The organism is Brachybacterium sp. GCM10030252 (genome assembly GCF_042666535.1).
Lineage (GTDB): Bacteria > Actinomycetota > Actinomycetes > Actinomycetales > Dermabacteraceae > Brachybacterium.
In genome coordinates this window covers 301,444-324,075 of sequence record NZ_JBHTDM010000003.1, presented here as the reverse complement: position 1 = coordinate 324,075, position 22,632 = coordinate 301,444, and the positions used below count along the sequence as shown (strand labels likewise).

The following is a 22,632-nucleotide window of genomic DNA, read 5'->3' as shown; positions in this document are numbered from 1 at the left end:
AAGAGATGACTCTGTGAGTTCGGGGTTCCAGGGACCTCGATCCCGGTCGTCGTCGCGGTGCCGACCGGGGAAGATTCCTGACTGACAGCCTCTGGCACTCTCGGCCTTCGACTGCCAACGACGCCAACTCTAGGACCGAGCTGGCACTCGTGCAAGGCGAGTGCTAAACCGGGGCCGTCCCGGGCACGGCGGGTGCCTCGCCGACGGGTTCTCCGGGGCGACACCCGCGGGGCCTCGCGGACGGGCTCACCGGCCGGCGGCCTCCAGGATCGCCGAGACCTGTTCCGGCCCCATGTCGTAGACCGGCACGCTCATGTCGGCGAGGGTGTCTCCGGCGTTGGGGAACACGGAGGTGACCACCCGCGGCGCGTCCGTCGGGACCTCCCCCAGCTCGACGATGCTCATCCCCGACTGCGCCAGCGACTGCTCGTGATCCCCGGCGGTGACCGGGTCGACCACGTTGGTGATGCCCGGGACCACGTGCACGGGAATCCCCGCGATCGCAGCGGTCATCTCGTGGTGGTAGTGGCCCGAGAGCACGATCCGCACATCGGAGCCCGCCAGCACGCTCGCCAGCTGGTCGAGGCCGTCGAGGTCCAGGCCCCGCAGCAGCGTGGTGGCGGCGACCAGCGGCGGATGGTGGATCGCGAGCACGGTGCCGCCCGGCGCGGGCTCGGCGAGGACGCCGCGCAGCCACTGGAGCTGCTCGTCCTCCAGATGCCCGTACCCCGCGCCGGGGATGCTGGAATCCAGCACCACGATGCGGGCCCCGTTCTCCAGGCGGACGACGCGATCCTGGCTGGTCGCGCCCCGGTCACCCGGGGCGATGGTCTCGCCGTACGCGACGGAGACGTCGTGGTTGCCCATGGCCACCACGAGTGGGGCGCCCAGGGCGGCGGCGAAGGGATCGAGGATCTCGTGCAGCAGTCGGTAGCTGGCCGGGGTGCCGTCCTCGGAGGCGTCTCCGGTGTGGACGACTGCGTCGATGTCGGTCAGACCCTGGCAGCGCGAGAGCAGCCCGTGCAGGGCGGCGGTGGTGTCAATGCGGTCGTAGTGGCGAGCGGCCGGGTCGCCGTAGAGGTGGGTGTCGCTGAGGTGGAGGATGCGCATGGAGGCACGGTAGCCACCGCGGGTGACGGGCAGGTGAAGAGGGGCGGACGGAGCGGCCGGTCGGGCGGGGCTACCGCAGGTGCGGGCGAATTGGAGCCACCATGTGCACCGATAGCGCTATATAGGGGCCAGCTGTGCACATGCTGGCTCCAATCCTGAGCCGGCCCGGCCCGCCTGCCGGCCCGGTTCGCGTGGCCGGTCGGGATCAGCCGCGGGTTCCGGTGCTGTCGGCGGTGCCGGTCACGTCGGTGAGCCCGGGGTTGCGGCGGATCATGTACAGCCCGATGCGGACCAGGAATCCCAGTACGAACCGGTTGCGGGTCTTGGTCACCGGGCGCAGCGTCGCCGGCGGCACGCGGCGCAGCACGTCCACGATGCGCGGGACCTCGCCGCGGCGGGGCGGGGCCACGGCGGTGCGCCAGGGATGGCGCTCCTGCACCCAGTCGACGTAGCCGCGCAGTGTGGCTCCGTCGGCGCCGCGCCAGGATCCGGATTCGTACAGATCCTCGAGATCGGTGAGGCCGGCCTGGAGGGCGGCTCGGTCGTATCCGGCGAGCTCGGGGCGGATCTCGTGCTCATCGAGCGCGGCGAGGGTCTCGCACGCCAGGGGCATGCCGAGCCGGTAGGCGCGGTCGAGGTCGTTCTCGAAACGCGCCCGCACCTCCGGTGGCGTCTCGGCGGAGGTCCCGACGCCCGGCCGCTCGGCGGCGGGCGGCGGCTCCTCCTCGAGGGAGAGCTCCGGGTACTGCCGTCCGACGCGCCGGATCTCCTGCCACAGGGCGTCCAGCTCGGGCAGCCGGCTCACCGTCTCCGGGCGGACTCCGAGGGCCAGCAGCACCTCCTGCGCAGGCTCGCGCGGGGGATTTTCGTTGTCACGACGCCGGTTGCTCCCGGGCGCGGATGGCTGGGACACGTGGTGGCCTCCTGGCGATGGCGGGTGGTCGTGAACGGCACGGCGACGGGTCAGCCGAGGGCTCCGACCCATTCGGTGCCGCCGTCCTCGAAGGTCTGATGCTTCCAGATCGGCACGCGCTGCTTGACGGTGTCGACCAGGTCGTCGCAGGCGACGAAGGCCTGTTTGCGGTGCGGGGCGGAGACCGCGCAGGTCAGTGCCGAGTCGCCGATGCCCAACGGGCCGTGGCGGTGGGCGACGGCGATCATGGCGTCCGGGTAGCGCTCGGCGATCTCCCGGGCGACCTCGGCGATCACCTCGCCGGCGCTCGGGTGTGCGGTGTATTCGAGGCGTTGGACTCCGCGACCTCCATCGTGATCGCGCACCACCCCGTCGAAAGTGACGACGGCACCGCAGCGAGGGTCACTGACGGCGTCGGCCATCTGGGCCACGGAGATCGCGCTCTCCCGTATCTCGGCCAGGCGCACCCGCTGGCCGGGCTCGCCCATCGACGGCCCGCCGGGAACGCGCAGCCGGTGCGGATCTGCGGCCGGCTCCCCCGCGAACGGGGCCGCGCCACGGGTCGGCTCCGGCCCCTGGTTCCCGGTCGCGCTGAGGCGATCACCGCCGCTCATGCGTGGTCTCCACCGTCGCGCTGTTCGAGCAGGTGGTCGAGGATCGGGTCGAGCACGGCGATCCCGTCGCGCACTCCCCCGCGCGACCCGGGCAGGTTCACCACGAAGCTGCGTCCCGCCATGCCGGCGACGCCCCGGCTGAGCAGTGCGGTCGGCGATTTCTCGGCACCGAGGCGGCGGACGGCCTCGAGCACGCCGGGCATCTCGCGCTGCAGCAACGGGGCGGTCTGCTCGGGGGTGACATCGGTGGGACTGATGCCGGTGCCGCCGGAGGTGACGATGACGTCGATGCCGGCCTCGATCGCTGCGGAGAGGGCGGTGCCGACGTCCGGGCCGTCGGGCACGACGTGCCGCTCGACCTGGTCCAGTCCGCGGTCCTCGAGCCACTGGACGAGCAGGGGTCCGGTGCGATCCTCGTAGGTGCCGTCGGCCGCGCGGGTCGAGGCGATGATGACCCGGGCGGTGCCGCTCAGGGCCGGGGCGTCCTCGGGGTCGGTGCGTGCGGAGCAGTCGGCGTCGCTGCGCTGGGCGGGCATCTGCTTCATGGGGTCTCCTCCTCCTCCGTCGCCCTGTCGCCATCGAGCTCGCTCTCGCGGCTCCAGTCGCCGCTCTTGCCTCCGGACTTCGCGAGCACGGCGACGTCCTCGATGCGGGCCAGGTGATCGACGGCCTTGATCATGTCGTAGACCGTCAGGGCGGCCACGGTGGCTGCCGTCAGCGCCTCCATCTCCACGCCGGTGACGCCCTTGGTGCGCACGCGCGCGGTGATCTCGACGCGGTCCTCTCGGGGCGCGAGGTCCAGCTCGACGCCGGACAGCGGCAGCGGGTGGCACAGCGGGATCAGGTCGCTGGTGCGTTTGGCGCCCATGATCCCGGCGATGCGGGCGGTGGCCAGGGCCTCCCCCTTGGGCAGGTCCCCGGCGGCGATCCGCTCGACGACGTCGGGCCGGGTGCGCAGCACGGCGCGCGCGCTGGCCTCGCGTGCGGTGACGTCCTTGGCGGTCACATCGACCATGTGGGCGGAGCCGTCGGCCCGCACGTGCGAGAGGTCGTTCATCTCTCTCCTCCGGGGATCAGCAGGGTCTCGAGGATGTCACCGTCGCGCACCACCTCGGTGCCGACGGGGATGATCGCCAGGGCGTCGGCCGCGGCGAGCCCGCCGATCAGATGCGAGGAGGATCCGGCGACCAGGCGCACCCGCCCCGAGGGCAGCACGCGGGCCCGACGGTACTGCGCGAGCTGCGGCGGGGAGGATTCCTCCCCCTCCAGCTGGACGGGCAGGTGCAGGTGTCTCCGAGCCGGGGCGCCGAGTGCGGGGCGGGCGATGAGTTCACAGCTCAGCAGCGCGGAGACAGGATTGCCGGGGAAGGCGAGCCAGGGCACGCGGCGGTCGGGAAGGTCGAGGGTGCCGATGCCCTGAGGCCCGCCCGGCTGCATCGCGACCGAGGGGAACGCCATGGTGACGCCGTCGCCGGCGGCCGCGTGGCGGACCACCTCGAAAGCTCCGGCGCTGACGCCACCGCTGGTGACGATGAGGTCGGCGTCGAGCTCGGTGACCTGGGCCCGCAGGCGGGTGACCAGCGCTGTCGCGTCATCGGGCACGGCGCCGCGGTGGACCACCTCGGCGCCGGCCGCGGTCAGGGCGGCCGCCAGTCCGGGGCCGTTGGCGTCGTACACGGCCCCGTCCGGGAGACCGGCCCCCTCGCGCTCTGCCCCGTCGGCCGCGACCTCGCTGCCGGTGGACAGCACGATCACCCGCAGCGGCGCCTCGACCTCGACGTCGGAGAGGCCGCAGGCGGCGAGGTGGGCGATCCGGGCCGGCGTGAGCACCTGGCCGCTGCGCAGGATGGTGTCGCCGTGATGGGTGTCCGAGCCCCGGGGCCGCACGAAGCGCCCCGCAGCGGTGGACCGCGGCGTCAGAGTGATCGTGCCGGGCGCGGTGCCGGCCCCGGCGCCGATGGCAGGATGGAAGCTGCCCGCCTCGCTCTCCTCGACCGGAACCACATGGTCGGCTCCCTCCGGGATCGCGGCACCGGTCATGATGGGCCGGGCCGTACCGGAGGTGAGGCGTCCCGGGCCGTCGCCCGCGGCGATCGTCTCCCCCAGCGGCAGTGTCACCGCAGCGTCGGCCGCTGAGGGAAGATCCGCACTGGCGACGGCGTATCCGTCCATCTGGGAGTTGTCGTGACCCGGGACATCGACCAGGGCCCGCTGCTGACCGGCAGCCACCCGCCCCACGGCCCGCCCGTCGAGCGCGACCACCTCTCCCCGACGCGATGCGGCGAGCAGGGCGACGGCGTCGGCCACGTGCTCGGCCAGCGGGATGCGCTGGGCACCGGTCATCGTGGGGGCCTCCTTCGCGTGCCGATGTCGGGCCGTCATCTCACGTGCCCTTCCGGAGGCCCCAGTATGGCCCCGCACCACCGTGGCGCCTCGGCCGTGATCACTCGCCGGGTGCCCTCATCGCCGCCCCGGATGCCCCCGGCCGGCCCACGAGGCCTATCCTGATCGGACACCCTGCAGACCGGACACTGCGCAGACCGGACACCGTGCAGACCGGGCCACCGCGAAGGGAGGGCTGCGCCATGAGTTCCCGCCGCATCGGACTGGGGATCCCCAAGCCGCGCACGACCGACGACGCCGCGCCCGAGCTGCCCGACACCTCGGACCGCCCGGCGACGCCGGCCCTTGCCGACCGGTTCGGACGCGCCGCCACCGACCTGCGGATGTCGCTGACGGACTTCTGCAACCTCCGCTGCACCTACTGCATGCCCGCCTCCGGGCTCACCTTCCTGAACAAGGACCAGATGCTCTCTCCCGAGGAGGTCGTGCGCCTGGTGCGGATCGGGGTGGAGCGCCTGGGCATCGAGCAGGTGCGCTTCACCGGCGGCGAGCCGCTGACCCGGCCCGACCTCGAGGAGATCATCGCCGGCGTCGCGGCGCTGACCCCTCGTCCCGATATCTCGCTGACCACCAACGCGATCGGGCTCGACCATCGGGCATCGCGACTGCGCGAGGCGGGGCTGGACCGCATCAACGTCTCCCTGGATTCCGTCGTCTCCGAGACCTTCGAGCGGCTCAGCCGGCGCCCCCTCCTCCACCGCGTGCTGGCCGGGATCGACGGCGCGCAGCAGGCCGGCCTGGACCCGATCAAGATCAACGCCGTGCTGCTGCCCGGGGTCAATGACCACGAGCTGCCGGAGCTGCTGGACTGGTGTCTGAGCCGCGATCTGCAGTTGCGGGTGATCGAGCAGATGCCGCTGGATGCGGACCACATCTGGGACCGCACCTCCATGATCACCGCCGCCGACGTCCACGCGATGCTGCGTCCCTCCTACGAGCTCACGCCGGTGGCCGAGGACCGCAACGGCGCTCCGGCCGAGCTGTTCGAGGTCACCGATCGTGCCACCGGGCGCCACCGCGGCCGCGTCGGCATCATCGCCTCGGTCACCGAACCGTTCTGCGCGGATTGCCGACGCACCCGCCTGACCGCCGAGGGCCGGGTGCGCACCTGCCTGTTCTCCCGGGAGGAGACGGACCTGCGCGGCACCCTGCGCTCCGAGGCCGACGACGAAGCGATCGCCGAGATCTGGCGGGCCGCCCAGTGGGGCAAGAAGGCAGGCCACGGCATGGACAGAGCGGACTTCGTCCAGCCCGAACGACCCATGAGCGCCATCGGCGGATGACCTACCAGGAGACGACGTGAGCACGCCCGACCTCTCTGATGCTGGCGCCGGCGCGAGCGGTGCCAGCGGCCGCGCCGCACTCCCCACCATCACCGTGCGCCTGTTCGCCGGTGCCGCCGCCGAGTACGGGGCCGACACCGCGAGCGTGCACGGCTCGAGCGTGCAGGACGCGATCGATGACCTGCTGAGCACCGCGACCCCGGAAGCGGCACGGGTGATCGGGCGCTCGAGCTTCCTCGTCAACGCCGTGGCCTGCACGGATCGCAGCCGACCGCTCACCGACGGGGATCGCCTCGACGTGCTGCCGCCCTTCGCGGGCGGCTGATCCGCGCGAACGGGCGTCGCGCTGCCGGCGGGGATCGGTCAGGGCGCGGGCCGCTCAGCGGCAGCGGTCAGCGCCGTCAGGACGAGCCGCCACTCCCGTGCTGACCCGGGCGATCGGCCCCGCTGCTCTGCACGGGCACGATCTCGATCCCGCTGCTCCGCGCGGCCGCGAAGCCTCCGCGCAAGGAGCGCACCCGGATCCCCCGCTCCGAGAGGACCCGCTGGGTGCTGGCCGACCGGATCCCCGCCGCGCAGTAGAGCACCGCGCCGTCTAGTCCCTGCGGCGCGAGCTCCGGATCATCCGCCCCCGCCGGATCCAGCAGTCTGCCCATCGGCACGTGCTCGGCGCCGCGGACCATCCCGTCGGCCAGCTCCGAGCTCTCGCGGATGTCGAGCACCCGCGTCCCGGCCGCCAGCAGTGCCGGCAGCTCGTCGGGCTCGACCTCGTCGGTCCCCGGCCCCGTCGGCCCGGGCAGTCCGCACGTCACGGCGATGTCCTCGATCCGCGTGACGGGCGGGCGCTGCGGATCACGGGCGATCGGCAGCTCGTCCCAGCGGGCGCTCAGCGCGTCGTAGAGCGCGAGGCGGCCGTAGAGCACATCTCCCATACCGGCGATGACCTTGACGGCCTCCATCGCCATGGTCGATCCGATCACCCCGCACAGCATCCCCAGCACGCCGGCCTCGGCGCAGCTGGGCACCTCCCCCGGCCGCGGCGGCACGGGGTGGACGTCGCGGTAGGTGACGCCGCGGCCGCCGGCGCCCCAGAACACGCTGACCTGCCCGGCGAAGGCGAGGATCGAACCCCACACCAGCGGCACGTCGAGCAGCTCGCAGGCGTCGGAGACCAGGTACCGGGTGGGGAAGTTGTCGGTCCCGTCGAGCACCAGGTCGTGGCCGTTCACCTGCTCCAGCGCGGTGGTGGGCGTGACCGCCTCGACCACGGCCGTGACCGAGAGGTCGGGGTTCTGCGCCCGCAGGTGCTCACCCGCCGCCACGGCCTTGGAGCGGCCGACGTCCGCGGCGGTGAACAGCACTTGCCGGTGCAGATTGGTGGCGTCGACAACGTCCGGATCGAACACCGTGAGGGAGCCGACGCCCGCGGCGGCGAGATAGGAGAGCACAGGGGCACCGAGGCCGCCGGCACCGATGACCGCGACCCGGGAGGCGGCCAGCCTGCGCTGCCCGAGCTCGCCCAGCTGGGGCAGGCGCATCTGACGGGTGTAGCGCTCGCCTGGTGCGTCCGCGCCCGGCGGGCGCAGTCGCTGCGCTGGCAGAGCGCGCTCCGCGATGTCCGGCCGGCCCGCAGACCCTCGGGGTTCCGGCGGACCGCCGACGTGGGACTCGTGACGCTCGGTGACCATGGACGCAGTCTCTCTCAGAACGCTCTCCGGTGGATCAGCGGGCCCAAGACGGCCGCCCGGAGCGCGGCCCCGGCGCAGACGGGAGAGCCCCGGTCCGTGGGGACCGGGGCTCTCCGGGCGATGGTGCGGCTACGCCGGCGCGGGGACGCGGTCAGGAACTGAGCTTGTCCGATCCCGCGACGTAGCCGATCTTGGTCCAGTCGGGGTTCTCGAAGCCGAACGCGCCGAAGTTCGCGAGATCGTCGTGCTGGACGAAGAAGTCGTAGGACTGCCACAGCGGGATGGTGCCTGCGAGCTCCCACAGGTTCGCATCGATCTGGTTGATCAGCCCCAGGCGCTTGGCCGGGTCCGTCTCGACCGAGGCCTGGTCGACGAGGTCGTCCGTCTCAGCGTTCCCGACCTTCCCGAAGTTCTGCTCCCCATCCGACTTCCAGATCGCGTCTCCGGAGGACAGGAAGGGGTTGCCGACCCACCCGAACAACGTCAGGTCGAACTCGCCCGGGATGACGTACTTGGCGAACAGGTCCGTCGGCGGAACCTTCTGCACCTTCATCGTGATTCCGATCGCGGCGAGCTGCTCCTGCACGACCGGGACGACCGCCTCATTGGTCTTCGAGCCGTCGTTGTAGACGTAGGTGATCTCGATCGGCTCGCCGTCCTTGGTGGCGAGATCGTTCTCGAAGGTGTACCCGGCATCCTCCAGGAGCTTCTTGGCGGCATCGGGATCGTAGGTCCCAAATTCGCCGGCATTGTCCTGGTAGCCCTCCTGATTCGTCATCAGCAGGTGGTTGTTCAGAGGCTCGGTGTTCTCCGGGTACGGCATCGTCGCGTTGACGGCGAGGAACACCTCTTCGCGATCGATCGCCCGGTGGATCGCCTGGCGCACGGCCTGGTCAGCAAGAGGACGACCCTCAGCACCGTTCAGCGTGATGTGGGTCCAGTCAGGCCCCGCCGCCATCCGCAGCGTGGCACCGCTGCCGATCATCGGCTCGACGACGGAGTACGTCGCCGGCACCGTCGTCTCGATGACGTCGAGCTGACCGTTCTGGAAGCTGGTGGCGGTCGCGGCCGGATCCTCGATGGTGGTGAACAGGACCTGCTCGAGCAGTGCCTTGTCGGTCCACCAGTTCTCATCCGGCTCGAGCAGCACAGTCTTGTTCGCGGCGTCGATCTTCCCGACCTTGTACGGCCCGGCCGTCACCTTGGGCTCTTCGAGCCACCCAGTGTTGAAAGCGTCCGCGGACTCTGCCAGCGAGTCCGGCATGAGCGCGACAAGGCCGATCCAGTCCGCGTACTTCTCCTTGAACGTGATCACGGCGGTGAGGTCGTTCTCACCCTGCTCGATCTTCTCGACCTTGTCGTACCCCTCGGAGGATGCGATGCCGTACTCAGGCTTCGAGCCGTCCATGATCGTGAAGACGTTCTCGAGCGAGGTGTAGTTGATCGGAGTGCCGTCCGACCACGTCATTCCCTCGTTCAGCTCGACCTCGACGACCTGCGGATCCTCGGATGTCAGCTCGATCCGCTTGGCGTAGTGAGGATTCGCCGTCACTTCTCCGGCGGCGTCGGAGTGCCATACCTCGAGCGGGAAGATGGCGCGCAGCATGTCGCTGGTGTTCGCCTCGTTGCCATCGGTGTGGAACGGATTCCAGTTCGCCGGGAAGGCGTTGTTCGCCAGGCGCAGCACGCCTCCCTCGCCGAGTTCGTCCCGCTCCATCGCGTTGATGTCGTTCTGGTCGGCAGCGATCTGGTCCCCACCGCCGTCGGACGCTCCGTCGCCACTGTTCCCGGGATCCTGGCTGCATGCCGCCAGGGCGGTCATCGAGACGGTCAGAGCCGTCGCCCCCAGCATGGAACGCCGCGTCAAACGCATGTGCTTCTCCTTCACTCGCGGATCCGCTCGTCGGGCCCGCTCCACGTATGTGACCTGCACGCGATATGGGATTGCGACCTCCTTGGTCACTTCCCCGCCTGCGGTGGGTTCACCCTATGTCCGATGCGATCTACGACACGGCCGATCGTTGACGCTGTTACTCATTCGCAACACACGGTATCCGGGCATGCTCCACACGCATTTCTGCGCAGGCAGGAAAAGGGGACGGCACCCTCTGGTGCCGTCTGCTCCGGTTTCCTTCTGTGCTGGTCAGGGGGCCGTACCGACCCCCGAGGAGACTCCTTTGTCGCCACCGAAGATGGAATGATCTATCACGTCCCGACGCCGAGCGCGCGCGATCTCCGGGTCCGGAATCGGAACCGCCGCGAGAAGTTCTCGACTGTACTCGTGCTGGGGATCGGTAAAGACGTCCTCGGTGTCCCCGAGTTCAACGATCTTCCCTTTCTGCATGACCGCGACGCGATCGGAGATGTGCCGTACGACGGAGAGATCGTGGGAGACGAACAAGAAGCTCACCCCGAGGCGCGCCTTGAGGTCGGCGAGCATGGCGAGCACGCCGGCCTGCACCGTGACATCGAGGGCGGACGTGGGCTCATCGAGCACGATCAGTTTCGGATCGCAGGCCAGGGCTCGTGCCACGCCGACCCGCTGGCGCTGGCCCCCGGAGAACTCCGTGGGGAATCGCGCCGCGTGCTCGGGAAGCAGGCCGACCATCTTCAGCAGCCAGTCCACCCGCTCGTCCATGCGCTGTTTGCTGTATCCCTGGACCCGCATCGGCTCCTTGAGGATGTCGCTGATCGGCATGCGCGGGTCCAGTGCTGCCATCGGGTCCTGAAAGACGATCGTGACCTCGGAACGCAGCGCGGCGCGCTCCTTGCGGGTCAGGGCGCCGGTCTCCTTGCCCCCGATGCGTATGACGCCCTGCTGCGGAGTTCTCAGTTGCATGATCTCCATGAGGGTGGTCGTCTTGCCGCACCCTGACTCACCCACCAGGGCGAGGCACTCGCCCTCACGGATATCGAAGGAGATGCCGTCGACGGCGCGCTGCTCGCCCACCTTCCGGCGGACCAGTGCCCCCTTGGTGATCGGGTAGATCCGCTGCAGCTCCTCGACCTCGAGCACGGCCGGTCGCGCCTCGCGCGGCCCGCGGTCCTCGGAGCTCGCGGCGCGCTCGGCGACCTGGCGCAGCGCTGACCCCGCGACGCTCTTGGTGCCTTCGGACTCGGCCAGATCGGCCCGGGGCACCGCCGCGAGCAGGCTGCGCGTGTACTCCTCCCGCGGCCGGTAGAAGATGTCGTCGACCGGGCCGGTCTCGACCATCTTCGATTCCTTCATGACCAGGACCCGATCGGCGAATCCAGCGACCACGCCCATGTCATGGGTGATCAGCACGGTCGCGGCGCCGAGGAGCTCCTGGGCAGACTTGAGCAGGTCCAGCACCTGTGCCTGGATGGTGACGTCCAGAGCCGTGGTCGGTTCATCGGCGATGATCAGTTCGGGCTCGTTGGCGATCGCCATGGCGATCATCGCCCGCTGTCTCATCCCTCCGGAGAACTCGTGCGGGTACTGCTGTGCGCGACGTTCCGGCTCCGGAATGCCCACGGCGTGGAGAAGCTCGACCGCACGTCGATCCGCCTGCGCCTTCGAGCGTTCGGGGTGATGGATGCGTACGACCTCGGCGATCTGGCGTCCGACCTGATACACCGGGGTCAGGGCCGACAGCGGGTCCTGGAACACCATGGAGATCGTGTTGCCCCGCAGCGCGGAGAGCTCACGATCGTCCATGGTGAATACCTTGCGGCCCAGCAGGTCGATCTCACCGCTCACGCTCGCCGTGCGCGGCAGCAGGCCCATCACCGCCAGCGAGCTCACGGACTTGCCGGAACCGGACTCGCCGACGATGGCGAGCGCCTCGCCCGGACGGACCTCATAGCTGAGCTCCTGGACGGCGCGCACCGTCCCGTACTCGGAGGGGAAGGAGACGCTGAGGTCTTGCACGGACAGGATGGGTTCGGTCATTCGGCTTCCCCTCAGAGTCGGCTGGAGCCGCTGGTCGGGTCGAGGGCGTCGCGGAGAGCTTCACCCATGAGGTTGATGGAGATGACGAGCACCGCGAGGATCGCCGCCGGCGGCATCCAGGTGTAGGGCGCGGAGATGTTGTAGTCCTGCAGCACCGTGCCCAGCGAGACCTGCGGGTACTGGATGCCGAAGCCGATGAACGACAGCCCGGTCTCCCCGAGGATCGCGGCGCTCACGCCGAGCGTGGTGTCGATGATGATCCAGCTGGCGATGTTGGGAATGATGTGCCGTGTCATCGTGATGATCGGGTTGACGCCCATGAAGCGCGACGCCTGGACATACTCGGTGCGCACCAGCTGCTGGGTCATCGCGCGCAGGACGCGGGCGGTGAGCATCCAGGCGAAGCCGGCCAGGAGCGGGATCATCCACAACCAGGTCGCCTGCTGGAGCACGGGGCTGAACAGCATGAGCAGCAGCAGGGAGGGGATCACCAGGAACAGGTTGATCAGGTTGACGAGCCCGCCGTCGGCGAGTGCGCCCCATGTGGACTTGCTGCTGACGTAGCCGGCGACGACGCCGACGACGAGCGCGAGCAGGGAGGTCAGCAGGGCGGTGCCGATACCGATCACGAGCGAGATGCGCAGGCCCTGGAGGGTGCGCGCGAAGATGTCCAGGCCGTTCTCGTTGACGCCGAACCAGTGGTAGGCGCTCGGACCCGTCAGGGCGTTGCGGAGGTCGCGCTCGAACGGCCCGTACTGATAGAGCATCGGGCCGAAGATCGCGAGCAGCACCAGCAGCGCGAACGAGATCATCCCGATCCAGGCACTGGGACTGCGCAGGAAGCGGCGGCGCAGGAGCACCCCGCGGCTCATCGACTCGAACGGGTCCGCGGTCGGCTGGTCCGCGGGCGCAGCGGCGTCCTGCGATCCCGACTCGAGGACCAGGTTGGCGTCGGGCTCGGTGCTTTCTCGAAGCTGCGCGGCGTCGTCGCTCGAGCGGATGTCGTGGGAGTTCGTCATGGTCTCACCGGATCCTCGGGTCGAGCGCGCCCTGCAGGATGTCAGCGAGCGTCGCGGAGAGCAGCGTCAGGATGGCCGTGTAGAGCACGACCCCGGCCGTGCCGTTGACGTCGGCCATCCCGATGGAGGAGATCGCGAAGCGGCCGATGCCCTGCCAGTTGAACATCAGCTCGACGAACAGGGACCCCGAGAACGCGGCCCCCACGGCGAAGGCGAAGTACTGCCCCATCGGGATCAGCGCCATGCGCAGCCCGTGCCGGGTCATCGCACGCCCGCGGGTGAGCCCCTTTGCCCGGGCGGTGCGGAGGTAGTCGCTGCCGAGGACGTCCAACGTGGTGACCTTCATGTATCGCGAGTACGAGGCGGCAGCGGTCACGGCCAGGACGATCGTCGGCATCACCAGCGCTTTGACCTGGTAGCGGATCGACTCCCAGGACCCGGGCTCGAGCAGCGGGTTGATCGGGTTGATCGCCGGCAGGCCCCAGCCGGTGCTGTCCATGATCGCCTGGTTGGCCTGTTGCACGATCAGGATGATCACGGGGGTGGGCAGGGACAGGACGAAGAAGGCCAGCAGAGTGGAGGCGCGGTCGTCGAGGGAGTCGCGACGGACCGCGGCGATCATGCCGAGCACGACGCCGACGACGGTCCCGATGATGGTGCCGAGCAGCACGAGCCGGAGGCTGATCGGGATCCTGTTGGCCAGTTCGTCGACCACCGGAACCATGGCCTTGTTGGTCCCGGTGGTCACGCCGAGATCACCACGGACCAATCCCCCGAGCCAGGTGGCGTAGCGCTCGAACAGAGGGGTGTCGGGATTGACGTTGCGCGCGTTGAGATAGAGCTGAGCACTCTCGTACGGGACCGGTTCGGTCGCCGCCGGCGGGTACAGCACTTCCTCCGGATGCATGAGGGAGGCGGCCAGCAGGTAGGCGAAGCTGGTGGCGACGAAAGCGAGGATCGCGTACGTGAGCACCCGGATCGAGACGAACCTAATCACGCTGTCTCCTGGGCAAGCTGTCCGGCATATCCTCTGTCTTCCTCTCCGTACCTGCAGGGTCGCGTCCTGCAGTACTTCGTGACCGGGAGTCCGCGTCGAGGCGGGCCCGCTACGACCCGGGATCATCACGGGACGCCGACCACATCTGTGTGGCTCGGTGAGGGTTCCCCACCCTGGGCCTGTCGATGTGCTCCGGGTCTCACCCGGTTCGCACCCCGGACACGATAGCGCCCCGGGACCCGGCAAAAGTGCCTCAACCGGGCCGCCAGGCACCAATTGACAGCCGGTTATGCTCGAATCGTGACCTTCCTGCACCTCCTCACCCTGGCACTGGGCGTCCTCGCCGCCGTCGCCGGGGCCGACCTCCTCGGCAGGAAGAGCATCGGCCCGTGGCCTATCGGGCTGCTCGCCCTCGCCCTCGTCCCGGTGGCCGGATGGCTCTACAGTGCATGGCTGGCCGCCCTGACACTCGGACTGGCGCTCGGCGCCGGCGTGGTCATGATCGCCTCCTGGACACGGACCTTCGTCGATCGCCGTCGATCGCGCCGCGAGATGTCCCGGCAACAGGCCGACGCGCGCGACCGCCAGCTCGAGGTGTCAAACGAAGGCGGCCGGTGAGCCGGCCGCGAGGCGCATGACACGAACGTGGTCGCCTTCCGGCAGCTCCGCTCCGGCGGCGAGCTCCAGCAGCACCAGAGCGTCGGCACGCGCGAAGGGCATCAGTCGACGCCCCGGTAAGAGTTCGACCCAGGCCTCACCGTCCTTCTGGCTCAGGCGTCCCGGCAATGCATGCAACGTCCTGGCTGTCGGCTCGGCCCGCGCCACGCGGTTCGACCCCTTCCCTGACGTGCGTGGCCGGGCTCCCTCCGCTGCGGCGGCGAGACGGGCTCGGGCGATGCCGGCCTCCCCGGCCAGCACAGGCCGCGCGAACAGGTGGAATCCGACGAGGGCTCCGACCGGGGTGCCGGGCAGGTGGATCACAGGCACGCCTCCAGGACCGGTGCCGAACCCCTGCGGTCCGCCGGGGCGCAGGGCTAGGTGGGCGAAGTGTGAGGTGCCGCGACCATCCGGTCCCAGCGTCGCCTTGACCACGTCATAGGCGCCGTAGCCGATGCCACCTGTCGTGATCACCAGGTCCGAATCCTCCGCGGCCTGCTCAAGCGCGCGCTGGAACTGCGCTGGAGCGTCACCGCTGCGAAGTGTGCGCGCTGTGTGGCCGAGCTCAGCGACCGCGGCGGCGAGCATCAGACCGTTGGAGTCGCGGATCCCACCGGGTTCCGGCACGCCGTGCCGGCCGTCGACGACCTCGTCGCCGGTGACCAGCACGCCCACCCGCAACCGCGGCTGCACCGTCAGGGTCGCGAGGCCCAGAGTCGCGGCGAGACCGACGAGACCGGGGCCGACGACGTCGCCGGCTTCGGCCAGCACGCAATCGCGGGCGACCTCCTCGCCCGGGCCACGCACATGGCGACCCGGTCGCATTTCCTCCGGCGGAGCAATGCGAACGGTGGTCGGAGCCTGGCCGGCGGGTTCCGCGTCGGTCCGTTCGATCTCGACGACGGAATCGGCTCCCGCCGGGATGGGCGCGCCGGTCATGATCCGGGCGGCGGTACCGGTCGGCACGTGGGGCTCCGCCGCCCCCGGCCGCGTCGCGGTGGCCGGCAGATCGGCGATCACGGGCAGTTGGACGGCATCTCCGTCGGCCAGATCGCTCGCGTGCACGGCGAAACCGTCCATCGCCGATTCGGCGACCGCCGGGAGATCCTCCGGCGCCCGGACCGGTTCCGCGAGTCGGCGCCCGCTGGATTCGGCAAGCGGGATCGGCTCACCGGTGCGCACCGGCCACAGGCGCCCGGCCGCTGCTTCGATCAGCGAGGCGCGCCACCGCCACGGGTCGATGCGGTCAGCGGACATGGTTCTCCTCGGGGTGCTCCGTCTCGTGCTCGGGGTCCCCGCTCGGGTGGGACGTGTCCGGGCCGGGACACGCAGTCAGGCCGAGATCGGATCGGGGCCGGCATCGCGGCCTGCTGGCAGTGCTCGCCCGCGATCATCCCACGGTCCCCGGACTCGGGCCCCGAGGCCGTCCACAGCCCGGCGCCGCATCCTGCCACCGGCCCGCCCGTGGGTGCATGATGGATCCATGCGCGAGATCCGATTCGACCGCTTCGGCGGCCCCGAGGTCCTGACCCTGCACACGGACGCCCCGAGCCCGCAGCCCGGGCCCGACGAAGTGCTCGTGCGCGTGGCCTACGTGGGGCTGAACCCGCTGGACTACAAGCTGCGCGACGGCTCCTCCGGCAAGGCGAAGGAGCTGGAGCTGCCGGCGGGCACCGGTCGCGAGATGGCCGGCACGGTGATGCTCGCGGGTTCGGGCCTCGATGATGCCGAACTCGGGTCCCGCGGCCTCTCCCCTGGTACCCGCGTGTTCGGGATGCGTGCTCCCGGAGATCTCCGGGGAGTGGCCGCCGAGGTCATCGCGATCGGCGCCGACGAGCTCGCCCCCATCCCGGACGAGGTCCCCGACGAGGACCTGCCCCGCTGGGCCGGCCTCGCTCTGGCCGGCCTGACGGCCATCGCCACCGTCCATGACACCGCGCAGATCCAGCCGGGCCAGACGGTGCTCGTCCACGGTGGCAGCGGCGGCGTCGGCCAGCTGCTGATCCCGATGGTGCTGGAGGCCGGCGCCGAGCGGGTCTGGGCCACCGGACGGGCGGCGAACGCCGAGCGGATCCGCGAGCTGGGCGCGACGCCCATCGCCTACGACGCCGAGGACTGGGAGGCCCAGATCCGTCAGGAGACCGGCGGCCGCGGGGTCGACGTCGTCCTCGATACGCACTACCACTCGACGTTCGAGCCCAGCCTGGACCACCTGGCCGAGGGCGGGCTCGCGGTCGCTCTGCCCACTCTGGCCGACCTCACCCCCGCGCACGAGAAGGGTGTGGAAGCACGGGTGCCGCAGATCAAGACCGGCCGCGACCGGCTGGACCGCCTGGTCCAGGGCATCCGCGCCGGCAACTATCCGCTCGAGGTCTCCCAGGTGCTGCCGCTGAGTGAGATCGCCGAGGCCCATCGCCTCCTCGAGGACGGCCACACCCGCGGCAAGCTCGTGCTCGACACGTCGGCCTGAGGCTGTTCCGCGGGGTGCCCGGCAGGGCGAGGGATCCTCGACCGCCGGCCCGGTGACCCGGGACACATGCCCACCAGGTAGCCTGGTCGGCATGGTTCCGCCCTCCCCCGACGACGCTGACGCCGCGGTCCAGGCGCTCGAGCCTGTCCTCCAGCCCGCCGGATGGGCACTGCTGAACTCTCTGCCGCCGTACCGGGAGCAGGATGCCCTCCGCCAGGGCGCACGCCTTCGCGAGGCCGGGTACTCCGCGGAGCTCGTCTCGGCCGTGATGACCCAGGCCCGGCTGCGCGCCAAGGCGGTCGACAAGTTCAGGGAGTTCGCCTCCTCGATGCTGTTCACCCCGCACGGCCTCGAACAGGCCACCCGACTGCCGGTCGCGGCCATGCACGCCGAGCGCTTCCAGCGCGCCGGGATCTCCTCCGTCGCCGATCTCGGCTGCGGCATCGGAGGCGACGCGATGGCCCTCGCCGGTCTCGGCCTCGAGGTCCGCGCCGTGGACCGCGACCCGCTCGCGGTCGCCGTGGCCACCATGAACCTGCGCCCCTTCCCCACCGCCACCGTGAACCTCGGCCGCGCCGAGGGCCACGACCCGACCGACACCGAGGCCATCTGGCTGGACCCGGGCCGCCGTGCCCCGGCCCGCGGAGGCACCCGCCGTCTGCACGATCCCGAGGAGTACGAGCCGCCGCTGTCGACGGTGATCGACCTCGCCCGCCGGCTCGGTCGCGGCGACGAGTTCGGACCCCTGGGGGCGAAGCTCGGCCCCGGCATCGATCGCGACGACCTGCCAGCCGAGACCGAGGTGCAGTGGCTCTCCTTCCACGGCCAGGTCCTCGAGGCCACCGCCTGGTTCGGTCCACTGGCGCGCCCCGGCGTCACCTCGTCGGCCGTGCTGATCGACCGGGACGGGGCGCACCGGCTCGATCACGGACCCGACGCCACCGCGGACCCGGGTTCCGGCCCGCTCGGCGATCATCTCTACGAGCCCGACGGCGCCGTCATCCGTGCCGGGCTCATCGGGCGTCTCGCGGCCCACCTCGACGCCCACACCGTGGATCCGACCATCGCCTACCTCACCGGTGACCGCCGGATCGACACCCCCTTCGCCCGCGGCTACTCGGTGCGGGACGTGATGCCGTTCGGCCTCAAACGCCTCATCTCCTACCTGCGCGAGCACCATCTCGGCGTCCTGGAGATCAAGAAGCGCGGCACTGCCGTGGAGCCCGACGAGCTGCGCCGCAAGCTGCGCCCCCGCCGCTTCGGCAACGAATCCGCGACCCTGATCCTCACCCGCATCGCCGGTGAGCAGGCCATCGTGATCGCCTCTCCGCACGGCTCGCCGTCCCCGCCGTCACCGGATCCGCTGCCGTGAGCCGACGGGTCGTGGCGCTCCTGCTACTGGTCGCCGCGCTGGGCGGGGTGGGTCTGGCGACCCTCGGAGCTGCCGCGGACCGCGGCTCCGGCCCCACGTTCGTCGGTCGCACCCAGCCGGAGTTCGAGCCGCCTCTGCGCGAGAGGGAGCCCTCGCAGCCCGACCTGCCCAGCCTGAGCGAGCCGGCCGCGCCGCCGCAGTCCGACGGGAGCTCCACCGGGATCGCGATCACCCTCTGGGTGCTCGGCGCTCTCGTGGCCGCGCTGGCGGTGTGGCTGCTGCTGCGGATGCGGAAGCTGGCGCGTCCCACCCCGGCCGTCGCCGCCGACGCCGACGAGGACGAGCTGACCGCCGCGCAGGCGCAGGCGGCATTCGAGGATGCCCGAGCCCAGCTGTCCACGGTCGTCGACGCCCACGATGCCGTGATCGCCGCCTGGCTCGCGTTGGAACGGGCGATCGCCGAGGCGGGCGTGCGCCGCAGTCCCTCCCAGACCACGCTCGAGTTCGTCGTCGCAGTGCTGGGCACGCTGGAGCTGGACCGCTCATCCCTGGACCGCCTCTCCCAGCTGTACCGGCGGGCATTGTTCGACCCCACACCGCTGGCCGAGAGCGACCGCGACGAGGCCCTGACGCTCCTGGACCGCCTCACCGCCGATCTCGACGCGCCGACCGAGAGGCGATCGCCATGATCGCCGCGATCCGTCCGCTGCTGCCGCTGCTCTGGCGGGTCGCCGTCGCCCTCCTGGGGACGTTCGCGACCCTCGGGCTCTGCGCCCTGGCCGGGCTCCTCATCCCCGTGCCGATCCCGATCGCCCTGGGCCTGGCCGCCGGGGTCCTGTGGTGGCTCTTCCACGTCGGGATCGCCCGCGCGGAGCCGCTGTACACCCCCGAGCTGGATCTCGAGACCGGCTACATCCTCCCCGACGCCCAGGACATGCGAGTGCGCCGCCTCGAGGACCTCATCCACGGCGCCCAGCCCAATCGCCGCATGACCTCCCGCGGCCTGGCCCGAGTGCTCGGGGACATCGCCGACGAGCGCGCCCGCGATCCGAATGCCCCGCCGCTGAGCTCCGGCCTGCGCCGGCTGATCGCCGACGCCCGCCACCCCGACCCGCAGAGCCATCCCGTCGGCCCCATCGACCGGCGCGCCCTGCACCGCTATCTCCGAGAGCTCGCCGACGGCGAGGAGAGGGACCGATGACCGACCCCACCCCCATGAACGCCTCCGAGGCCACGGCCGCCGCCCAGGCCGTACTCGACGCCGTCGCCACCGCCGTGGTCGGCAAGCGCGAATCCCTCGAACTGGTGCTGACCGGCATCCTCGCCGGTGGCCACGTGCTGCTCGAGGACCTGCCCGGCCTCGGCAAGACCCTCGCGGCACGCTCCTTCGCCCAGGCGCTGGGGCTGCCCTTCACCCGCGCCCAGTTCACCCCCGACCTGCTACCGGCCGACCTCACCGGCGCGGAGGTGTTCGACCAGCGCACCGGAGAGTTCGTGTTCCGCCCCGGACCGGTGTTCACCGGCCTGCTGCTGGCCGACGAGATCAACCGCACGCCCCCGAAGACGCAGTCGGCGCTGCTGGAGGCGATGCAGGAGCGCCAGGTCTCCGTCGAGGGCACCACCCGCCCCCTGCCGCAGCCCTTCCACGTGCTGGCCACCGCCAACCCGATCGAGCACGAGGGCACCTATCCGCTGCCGGAGGCGCAGCTGGACCGGTTCCTGCTGCGACTGTCCTTCGGATATCCGACCGCCGAGCAGGAATGGGACGTCGTCTCCCGCCGGTTGGACCGGCGGCGGGAGGAGCAGACGGTGGCCGAGGTGCTCGACGGCGCCGGGCTGCTGGGCGTGCAGGCAGCGGTCGAGGACGTCCACGTCGAGGACTCGGTGGGCCACTACGCGGTCGAGCTGGTCGCCGCCACCCGCACCCATCAGCATGCCCTGGTCGGGGCCTCGCCCCGCGGCACGCTCGCCCTGATCACCTGCGCCCGCGCACTCGCGGTGATCCGCGGGCGGACCTTCGTGGTGCCCGAGGACATCAAGGCCCTCGCCCACCCCGCGCTGGATCACCGCGTGACGGTCAAGCCCGAGCTGTGGCTGCAGAACGCGACCGGTGCCGGCGTGGTCGAGGCCGTGCTCGGCCAGGTGCCGGTCCCCGCGGCCGTCGACCCCGTCGGCACGCCGACGTGAGCGCCGGGACCGACGCCAGGCGCAGGGGTGTCCGGCGAGATCAGCCGGCGGAGAACCACGGACCCCGGCTCCCGCTGGTCCGCACCCGGCCGACGGCCGCCCTGGTGCGGGCCGCCGTGGTCGGCTGCACCGCGGTGGGCCTGGCGGTGCTGATCGGCCGGCCGCTGGTGATCCTCGCCGGGCTGCCGCTGCTGGCGTGGGCGCTGGTGGCCCTCGCGCGGCGCATCGCCCGGGGCGAGGAGCACGGAGTCGCAGCCCCGGAGGCGTCGGCGAACCGTCGCTCGCTCGAGGAGGGCGGAACCGCCGCGGTGTCGATGACGACCGCTCCCGGCGTGCTCACCGCGGCGACGGTCCCGATGCAGCCCCACGTCATGTACGGACCACGGCACGGCTCCGTGGCCGGCGACGGGTCCCTGCGCCTGCGGGTCAGCGCGCAGCGCTGGGGACGCGTCCGCGTGGGCCCGATACACGTGCTGGCCACCGATGCGTTCGGCGCCTTCCGCGCCCAGCAGCAGCTGCCGCCGCTGGAGGTGCAGGTGGTGCCGTCCTCAACGGTGCTCGACGCGCCGACGGAGGTCCCCACGCCCATCGGGATCAGCGGCATGCACCTCTCCCGCCGGCGCGGCGATGGCACCGCCCTCGCCGAGGTGCGGGCGTTCCGGCCCGGGGACCGTCTGCACCGCATCAACTGGCGCGTCACCAGCCGCACCGGGCAGCTGCACACCAATGCCACGTTCACCGAGCAGGACACCGACGTCCTCATCGTCACCGACACCATCGCCGACATCCCGCCCGCCCCCTGGGCCGGCGAGGAGGCGCCCACCAGCCTGGACATGACCGTGCGCGCCACCTCGGCGATCGCGCGCCACTACCTCACCACCGGGGACCGCGTCGCCGTGTTCGACATCGGCCATCTCATCGGGCCGGTCCGTGCCGGGACGGGGCCGCGCCAGCTGCGCGTGCTGACCGACGCCCTCTCGCGCGCCGGACGGGCCGACGGCCGCACCCGTCCCTCGCGCCGCCTGCACACAGTGCGCCCCGGAACGCTCACGGTCGTCTGCTCGCCGCTGCTGAGCCCCGATGCCGTGACGCAGATCGGCACGCTCGTCGCGCACGGGGCCGACGTGATCGTCGTGGACACCCTCCCGCCCAGCATCGGGGACGTCTCGGTGCTGCGGGGCAAGCCGATGCGCACGGACGGCAGGATCTCCGATCGCTTCTGGCCCGAGGCGTGGGCCCTGCGGCGGATGCTGCGACAGAAGACGGTGCGCGAGCTGCGCGAGGCCGGGGTTCCGGTGACGGCCTGGGAGGGCCCCTCCTCGCTCGCGCCGGTGCTGCTGTCGTTGTCCGCCGCGCGCTCGGCGCCACGGATGAGGAGGTCATGATGCGCCTGGGCAGAATGCTGGATCCGGTGGCCACCCTGCTGCTGGGGCTGTGGACCGTCAGCGGCAGCCAGTGGGCCCTCCGGGCAACCGGGCTGATCGCCATGGCGATCGCTGTGGTCCTCACGCTCCCGGGAGGGCTGTTCGTGCATATCGGCACGGTGCTGGTCACGCTGGGCGTCGGCCTGTCGGTGCTGGTCCAGGTGGTCAATCCGGACAGTGACATCGGCCTGCTGGCGCCCCTGGTCATCATCCTCGCCCTCGTGGGCCAGGACGAGCTGACGCTGGTACGCGCCGCCGGCGTGGGGGTCGCTCTGCTGGTGTCGCATTCGGCGTTCGCGCTGGCTGCCACGCTGCCCGCGCATGGCGTGTTCGAGCGCTCGGCCTGGTCTCTCGGCGGGCGCGGATTCGCGGCGGTCCTCGCTGTCAGCGTCGTGGGCGGAGTCGTGGTGCTGGCGCTCTCCGGGCTCCAGTTCGGTCCGTGGATGCTGGTCGCCGGCGTCCTGGCCGTGCTCGCCCTGCTGGCGACGGTGCTGCCCCGCACACGGTGATCCTTCCGCGCCCGGCCCTCCCCGTGAGAAGCGTCCCTGGCCTCTCCCGCGCGCGGCCGCGCAGGGCTACCGT

General features: G+C 71.2%; 22 protein-coding genes. 10 read left to right on the top strand and 12 right to left on the bottom strand.

The features are described 5' to 3' along the window. Positions 1 to 246 precede the first annotated feature (246 nt). The 6 genes from ACFQRJ_RS01485 to glp (ACFQRJ_RS01460) all read right to left on the bottom strand — a co-directional run bounded on the left by ACFQRJ_RS01485 (position 247) and on the right by glp (ACFQRJ_RS01460) (position 4,980). Positions 247 to 1,110: a metallophosphoesterase family protein gene (locus ACFQRJ_RS01485; protein ID WP_377016283.1), complete on the bottom strand. Its 864-nt coding sequence runs from the start codon at positions 1,108 to 1,110 to the stop codon at positions 247 to 249. A 205-nt stretch (positions 1,111 to 1,315) separates the two neighbouring features. After that, positions 1,316 to 2,023, bottom strand: coding sequence for a hypothetical protein (locus tag ACFQRJ_RS01480; protein ID WP_377016281.1), 708 nt, complete (start codon positions 2,021 to 2,023; stop codon positions 1,316 to 1,318). Positions 2,024 to 2,073: 50 nt separating this feature from the next. Further along, complete coding sequence (locus ACFQRJ_RS01475; RefSeq protein WP_377016279.1) at positions 2,074 to 2,637, bottom strand: molybdenum cofactor biosynthesis protein MoaE; 564 nt, start codon at positions 2,635 to 2,637, stop codon at positions 2,074 to 2,076. Continuing rightward, positions 2,634 to 3,182: a molybdenum cofactor biosynthesis protein B gene (locus ACFQRJ_RS01470; protein WP_377016277.1), complete on the bottom strand. Its 549-nt coding sequence runs from the start codon at positions 3,180 to 3,182 to the stop codon at positions 2,634 to 2,636. Before ACFQRJ_RS01470 ends, ACFQRJ_RS01475 begins: the two co-directional genes overlap by 4 nt. Beyond that, positions 3,179 to 3,694, bottom strand: coding sequence for a cyclic pyranopterin monophosphate synthase MoaC (gene moaC, locus ACFQRJ_RS01465; protein ID WP_377016275.1), 516 nt, complete (start codon positions 3,692 to 3,694; stop codon positions 3,179 to 3,181). Before moaC ends, ACFQRJ_RS01470 begins: the two co-directional genes overlap by 4 nt. Then, positions 3,691 to 4,980, bottom strand: a complete 1,290-nt coding sequence (glp, locus tag ACFQRJ_RS01460; protein ID WP_377016273.1) for a gephyrin-like molybdotransferase Glp — start codon at positions 4,978 to 4,980, stop codon at positions 3,691 to 3,693. The genes moaC and glp (ACFQRJ_RS01460) overlap by 4 nt, the downstream gene beginning before the upstream one ends. A 242-nt stretch (positions 4,981 to 5,222) precedes the next feature. Between glp (ACFQRJ_RS01460) and moaA the strand changes: the two genes are divergently transcribed. After that, on the top strand, positions 5,223 to 6,323 hold the full coding sequence (gene moaA, locus ACFQRJ_RS01455) for a GTP 3',8-cyclase MoaA (protein ID WP_377016271.1): 1,101 nt from the start codon (positions 5,223 to 5,225) through the stop codon (positions 6,321 to 6,323). 16 nt (positions 6,324 to 6,339) lie between these two features. Continuing rightward, on the top strand, positions 6,340 to 6,648 hold the full coding sequence (locus tag ACFQRJ_RS01450) for a MoaD/ThiS family protein (protein ID WP_377016269.1): 309 nt from the start codon (positions 6,340 to 6,342) through the stop codon (positions 6,646 to 6,648). A 76-nt stretch (positions 6,649 to 6,724) separates the two neighbouring features. Here ACFQRJ_RS01450 and ACFQRJ_RS01445 read toward each other — a convergent pair whose 3' ends face one another. The 5 genes from ACFQRJ_RS01445 to ACFQRJ_RS01425 all read right to left on the bottom strand — a co-directional run bounded on the left by ACFQRJ_RS01445 (position 6,725) and on the right by ACFQRJ_RS01425 (position 13,940). Beyond that, positions 6,725 to 8,011, bottom strand: coding sequence for a ThiF family adenylyltransferase (locus ACFQRJ_RS01445; protein ID WP_377016267.1), 1,287 nt, complete (start codon positions 8,009 to 8,011; stop codon positions 6,725 to 6,727). Positions 8,012 to 8,162: 151 nt separating this feature from the next. Next, positions 8,163 to 9,884 carry an ABC transporter family substrate-binding protein gene (locus ACFQRJ_RS01440; protein WP_377016265.1) on the bottom strand — a complete coding sequence of 574 codons (1,722 nt, stop codon included), beginning with the start codon at positions 9,882 to 9,884 and terminating at the stop codon, positions 8,163 to 8,165. Positions 9,885 to 10,154: 270 nt separating this feature from the next. Next, a complete protein-coding gene (locus tag ACFQRJ_RS01435; protein ID WP_377016263.1) occupies positions 10,155 to 11,924 on the bottom strand; it encodes an ABC transporter ATP-binding protein in 1,770 nt (589 codons plus the stop codon). Between the two features lie 11 nt (positions 11,925 to 11,935). Continuing rightward, a complete protein-coding gene (locus ACFQRJ_RS01430; protein ID WP_377016261.1) occupies positions 11,936 to 12,943 on the bottom strand; it encodes an ABC transporter permease in 1,008 nt (335 codons plus the stop codon). Positions 12,944 to 12,947: 4 nt separating this feature from the next. Continuing rightward, entirely contained in the window at positions 12,948 to 13,940 is a 993-nt protein-coding gene (locus tag ACFQRJ_RS01425; protein WP_377016259.1) for an ABC transporter permease, read from the bottom strand. 300 nt (positions 13,941 to 14,240) lie between these two features. Here ACFQRJ_RS01425 and ACFQRJ_RS01420 point away from each other — a divergent pair, with 300 nt between their 5' ends. Continuing rightward, a complete protein-coding gene (locus ACFQRJ_RS01420) occupies positions 14,241 to 14,558 on the top strand; it encodes a hypothetical protein (RefSeq protein WP_377016257.1) in 318 nt (105 codons plus the stop codon). Here ACFQRJ_RS01420 and glp (ACFQRJ_RS01415) read toward each other — a convergent pair. Next, the gene (glp, locus tag ACFQRJ_RS01415; protein ID WP_377016255.1) at positions 14,538 to 15,854 is read right to left on the bottom strand and encodes a gephyrin-like molybdotransferase Glp; all 1,317 of its coding nucleotides are present in this window, start codon (positions 15,852 to 15,854) and stop codon (positions 14,538 to 14,540) included. The two genes, ACFQRJ_RS01420 and glp (ACFQRJ_RS01415), sit on opposite strands and share 21 nt — an antisense overlap. A 226-nt stretch (positions 15,855 to 16,080) precedes the next feature. Between glp (ACFQRJ_RS01415) and ACFQRJ_RS01410 the strand changes: the two genes are divergently transcribed. The 7 genes from ACFQRJ_RS01410 to ACFQRJ_RS01380 all read left to right on the top strand — a co-directional run bounded on the left by ACFQRJ_RS01410 (position 16,081) and on the right by ACFQRJ_RS01380 (position 22,559). Beyond that, positions 16,081 to 17,067 (top strand): NADP-dependent oxidoreductase, encoded by a 987-nt coding sequence (locus ACFQRJ_RS01410; RefSeq protein WP_377016253.1) that lies wholly within the window; start codon positions 16,081 to 16,083, stop codon positions 17,065 to 17,067. Between the two features lie 91 nt (positions 17,068 to 17,158). After that, positions 17,159 to 18,439: an SAM-dependent methyltransferase gene (locus tag ACFQRJ_RS01405; protein ID WP_377016251.1), complete on the top strand. Its 1,281-nt coding sequence runs from the start codon at positions 17,159 to 17,161 to the stop codon at positions 18,437 to 18,439. After that, positions 18,436 to 19,128, top strand: a complete 693-nt coding sequence (locus tag ACFQRJ_RS01400; protein WP_377016249.1) for a DUF4129 domain-containing protein — start codon at positions 18,436 to 18,438, stop codon at positions 19,126 to 19,128. Before ACFQRJ_RS01405 ends, ACFQRJ_RS01400 begins: the two co-directional genes overlap by 4 nt. After that, positions 19,125 to 19,640 (top strand): hypothetical protein, encoded by a 516-nt coding sequence (locus tag ACFQRJ_RS01395; RefSeq protein WP_377016247.1) that lies wholly within the window; start codon positions 19,125 to 19,127, stop codon positions 19,638 to 19,640. The genes ACFQRJ_RS01400 and ACFQRJ_RS01395 overlap by 4 nt, the downstream gene beginning before the upstream one ends. Then, complete coding sequence (locus tag ACFQRJ_RS01390; RefSeq protein WP_377016245.1) at positions 19,637 to 20,626, top strand: AAA family ATPase; 990 nt, start codon at positions 19,637 to 19,639, stop codon at positions 20,624 to 20,626. The genes ACFQRJ_RS01395 and ACFQRJ_RS01390 overlap by 4 nt, the downstream gene beginning before the upstream one ends. Further along, a complete protein-coding gene (locus tag ACFQRJ_RS01385) occupies positions 20,623 to 22,011 on the top strand; it encodes a DUF58 domain-containing protein (RefSeq protein WP_377016243.1) in 1,389 nt (462 codons plus the stop codon). The genes ACFQRJ_RS01390 and ACFQRJ_RS01385 overlap by 4 nt, the downstream gene beginning before the upstream one ends. Continuing rightward, positions 22,011 to 22,559: a hypothetical protein gene (locus tag ACFQRJ_RS01380; protein ID WP_377016241.1), complete on the top strand. Its 549-nt coding sequence runs from the start codon at positions 22,011 to 22,013 to the stop codon at positions 22,557 to 22,559. The genes ACFQRJ_RS01385 and ACFQRJ_RS01380 overlap by 1 nt, the downstream gene beginning before the upstream one ends. Positions 22,560 to 22,632 lie beyond the last annotated feature (73 nt).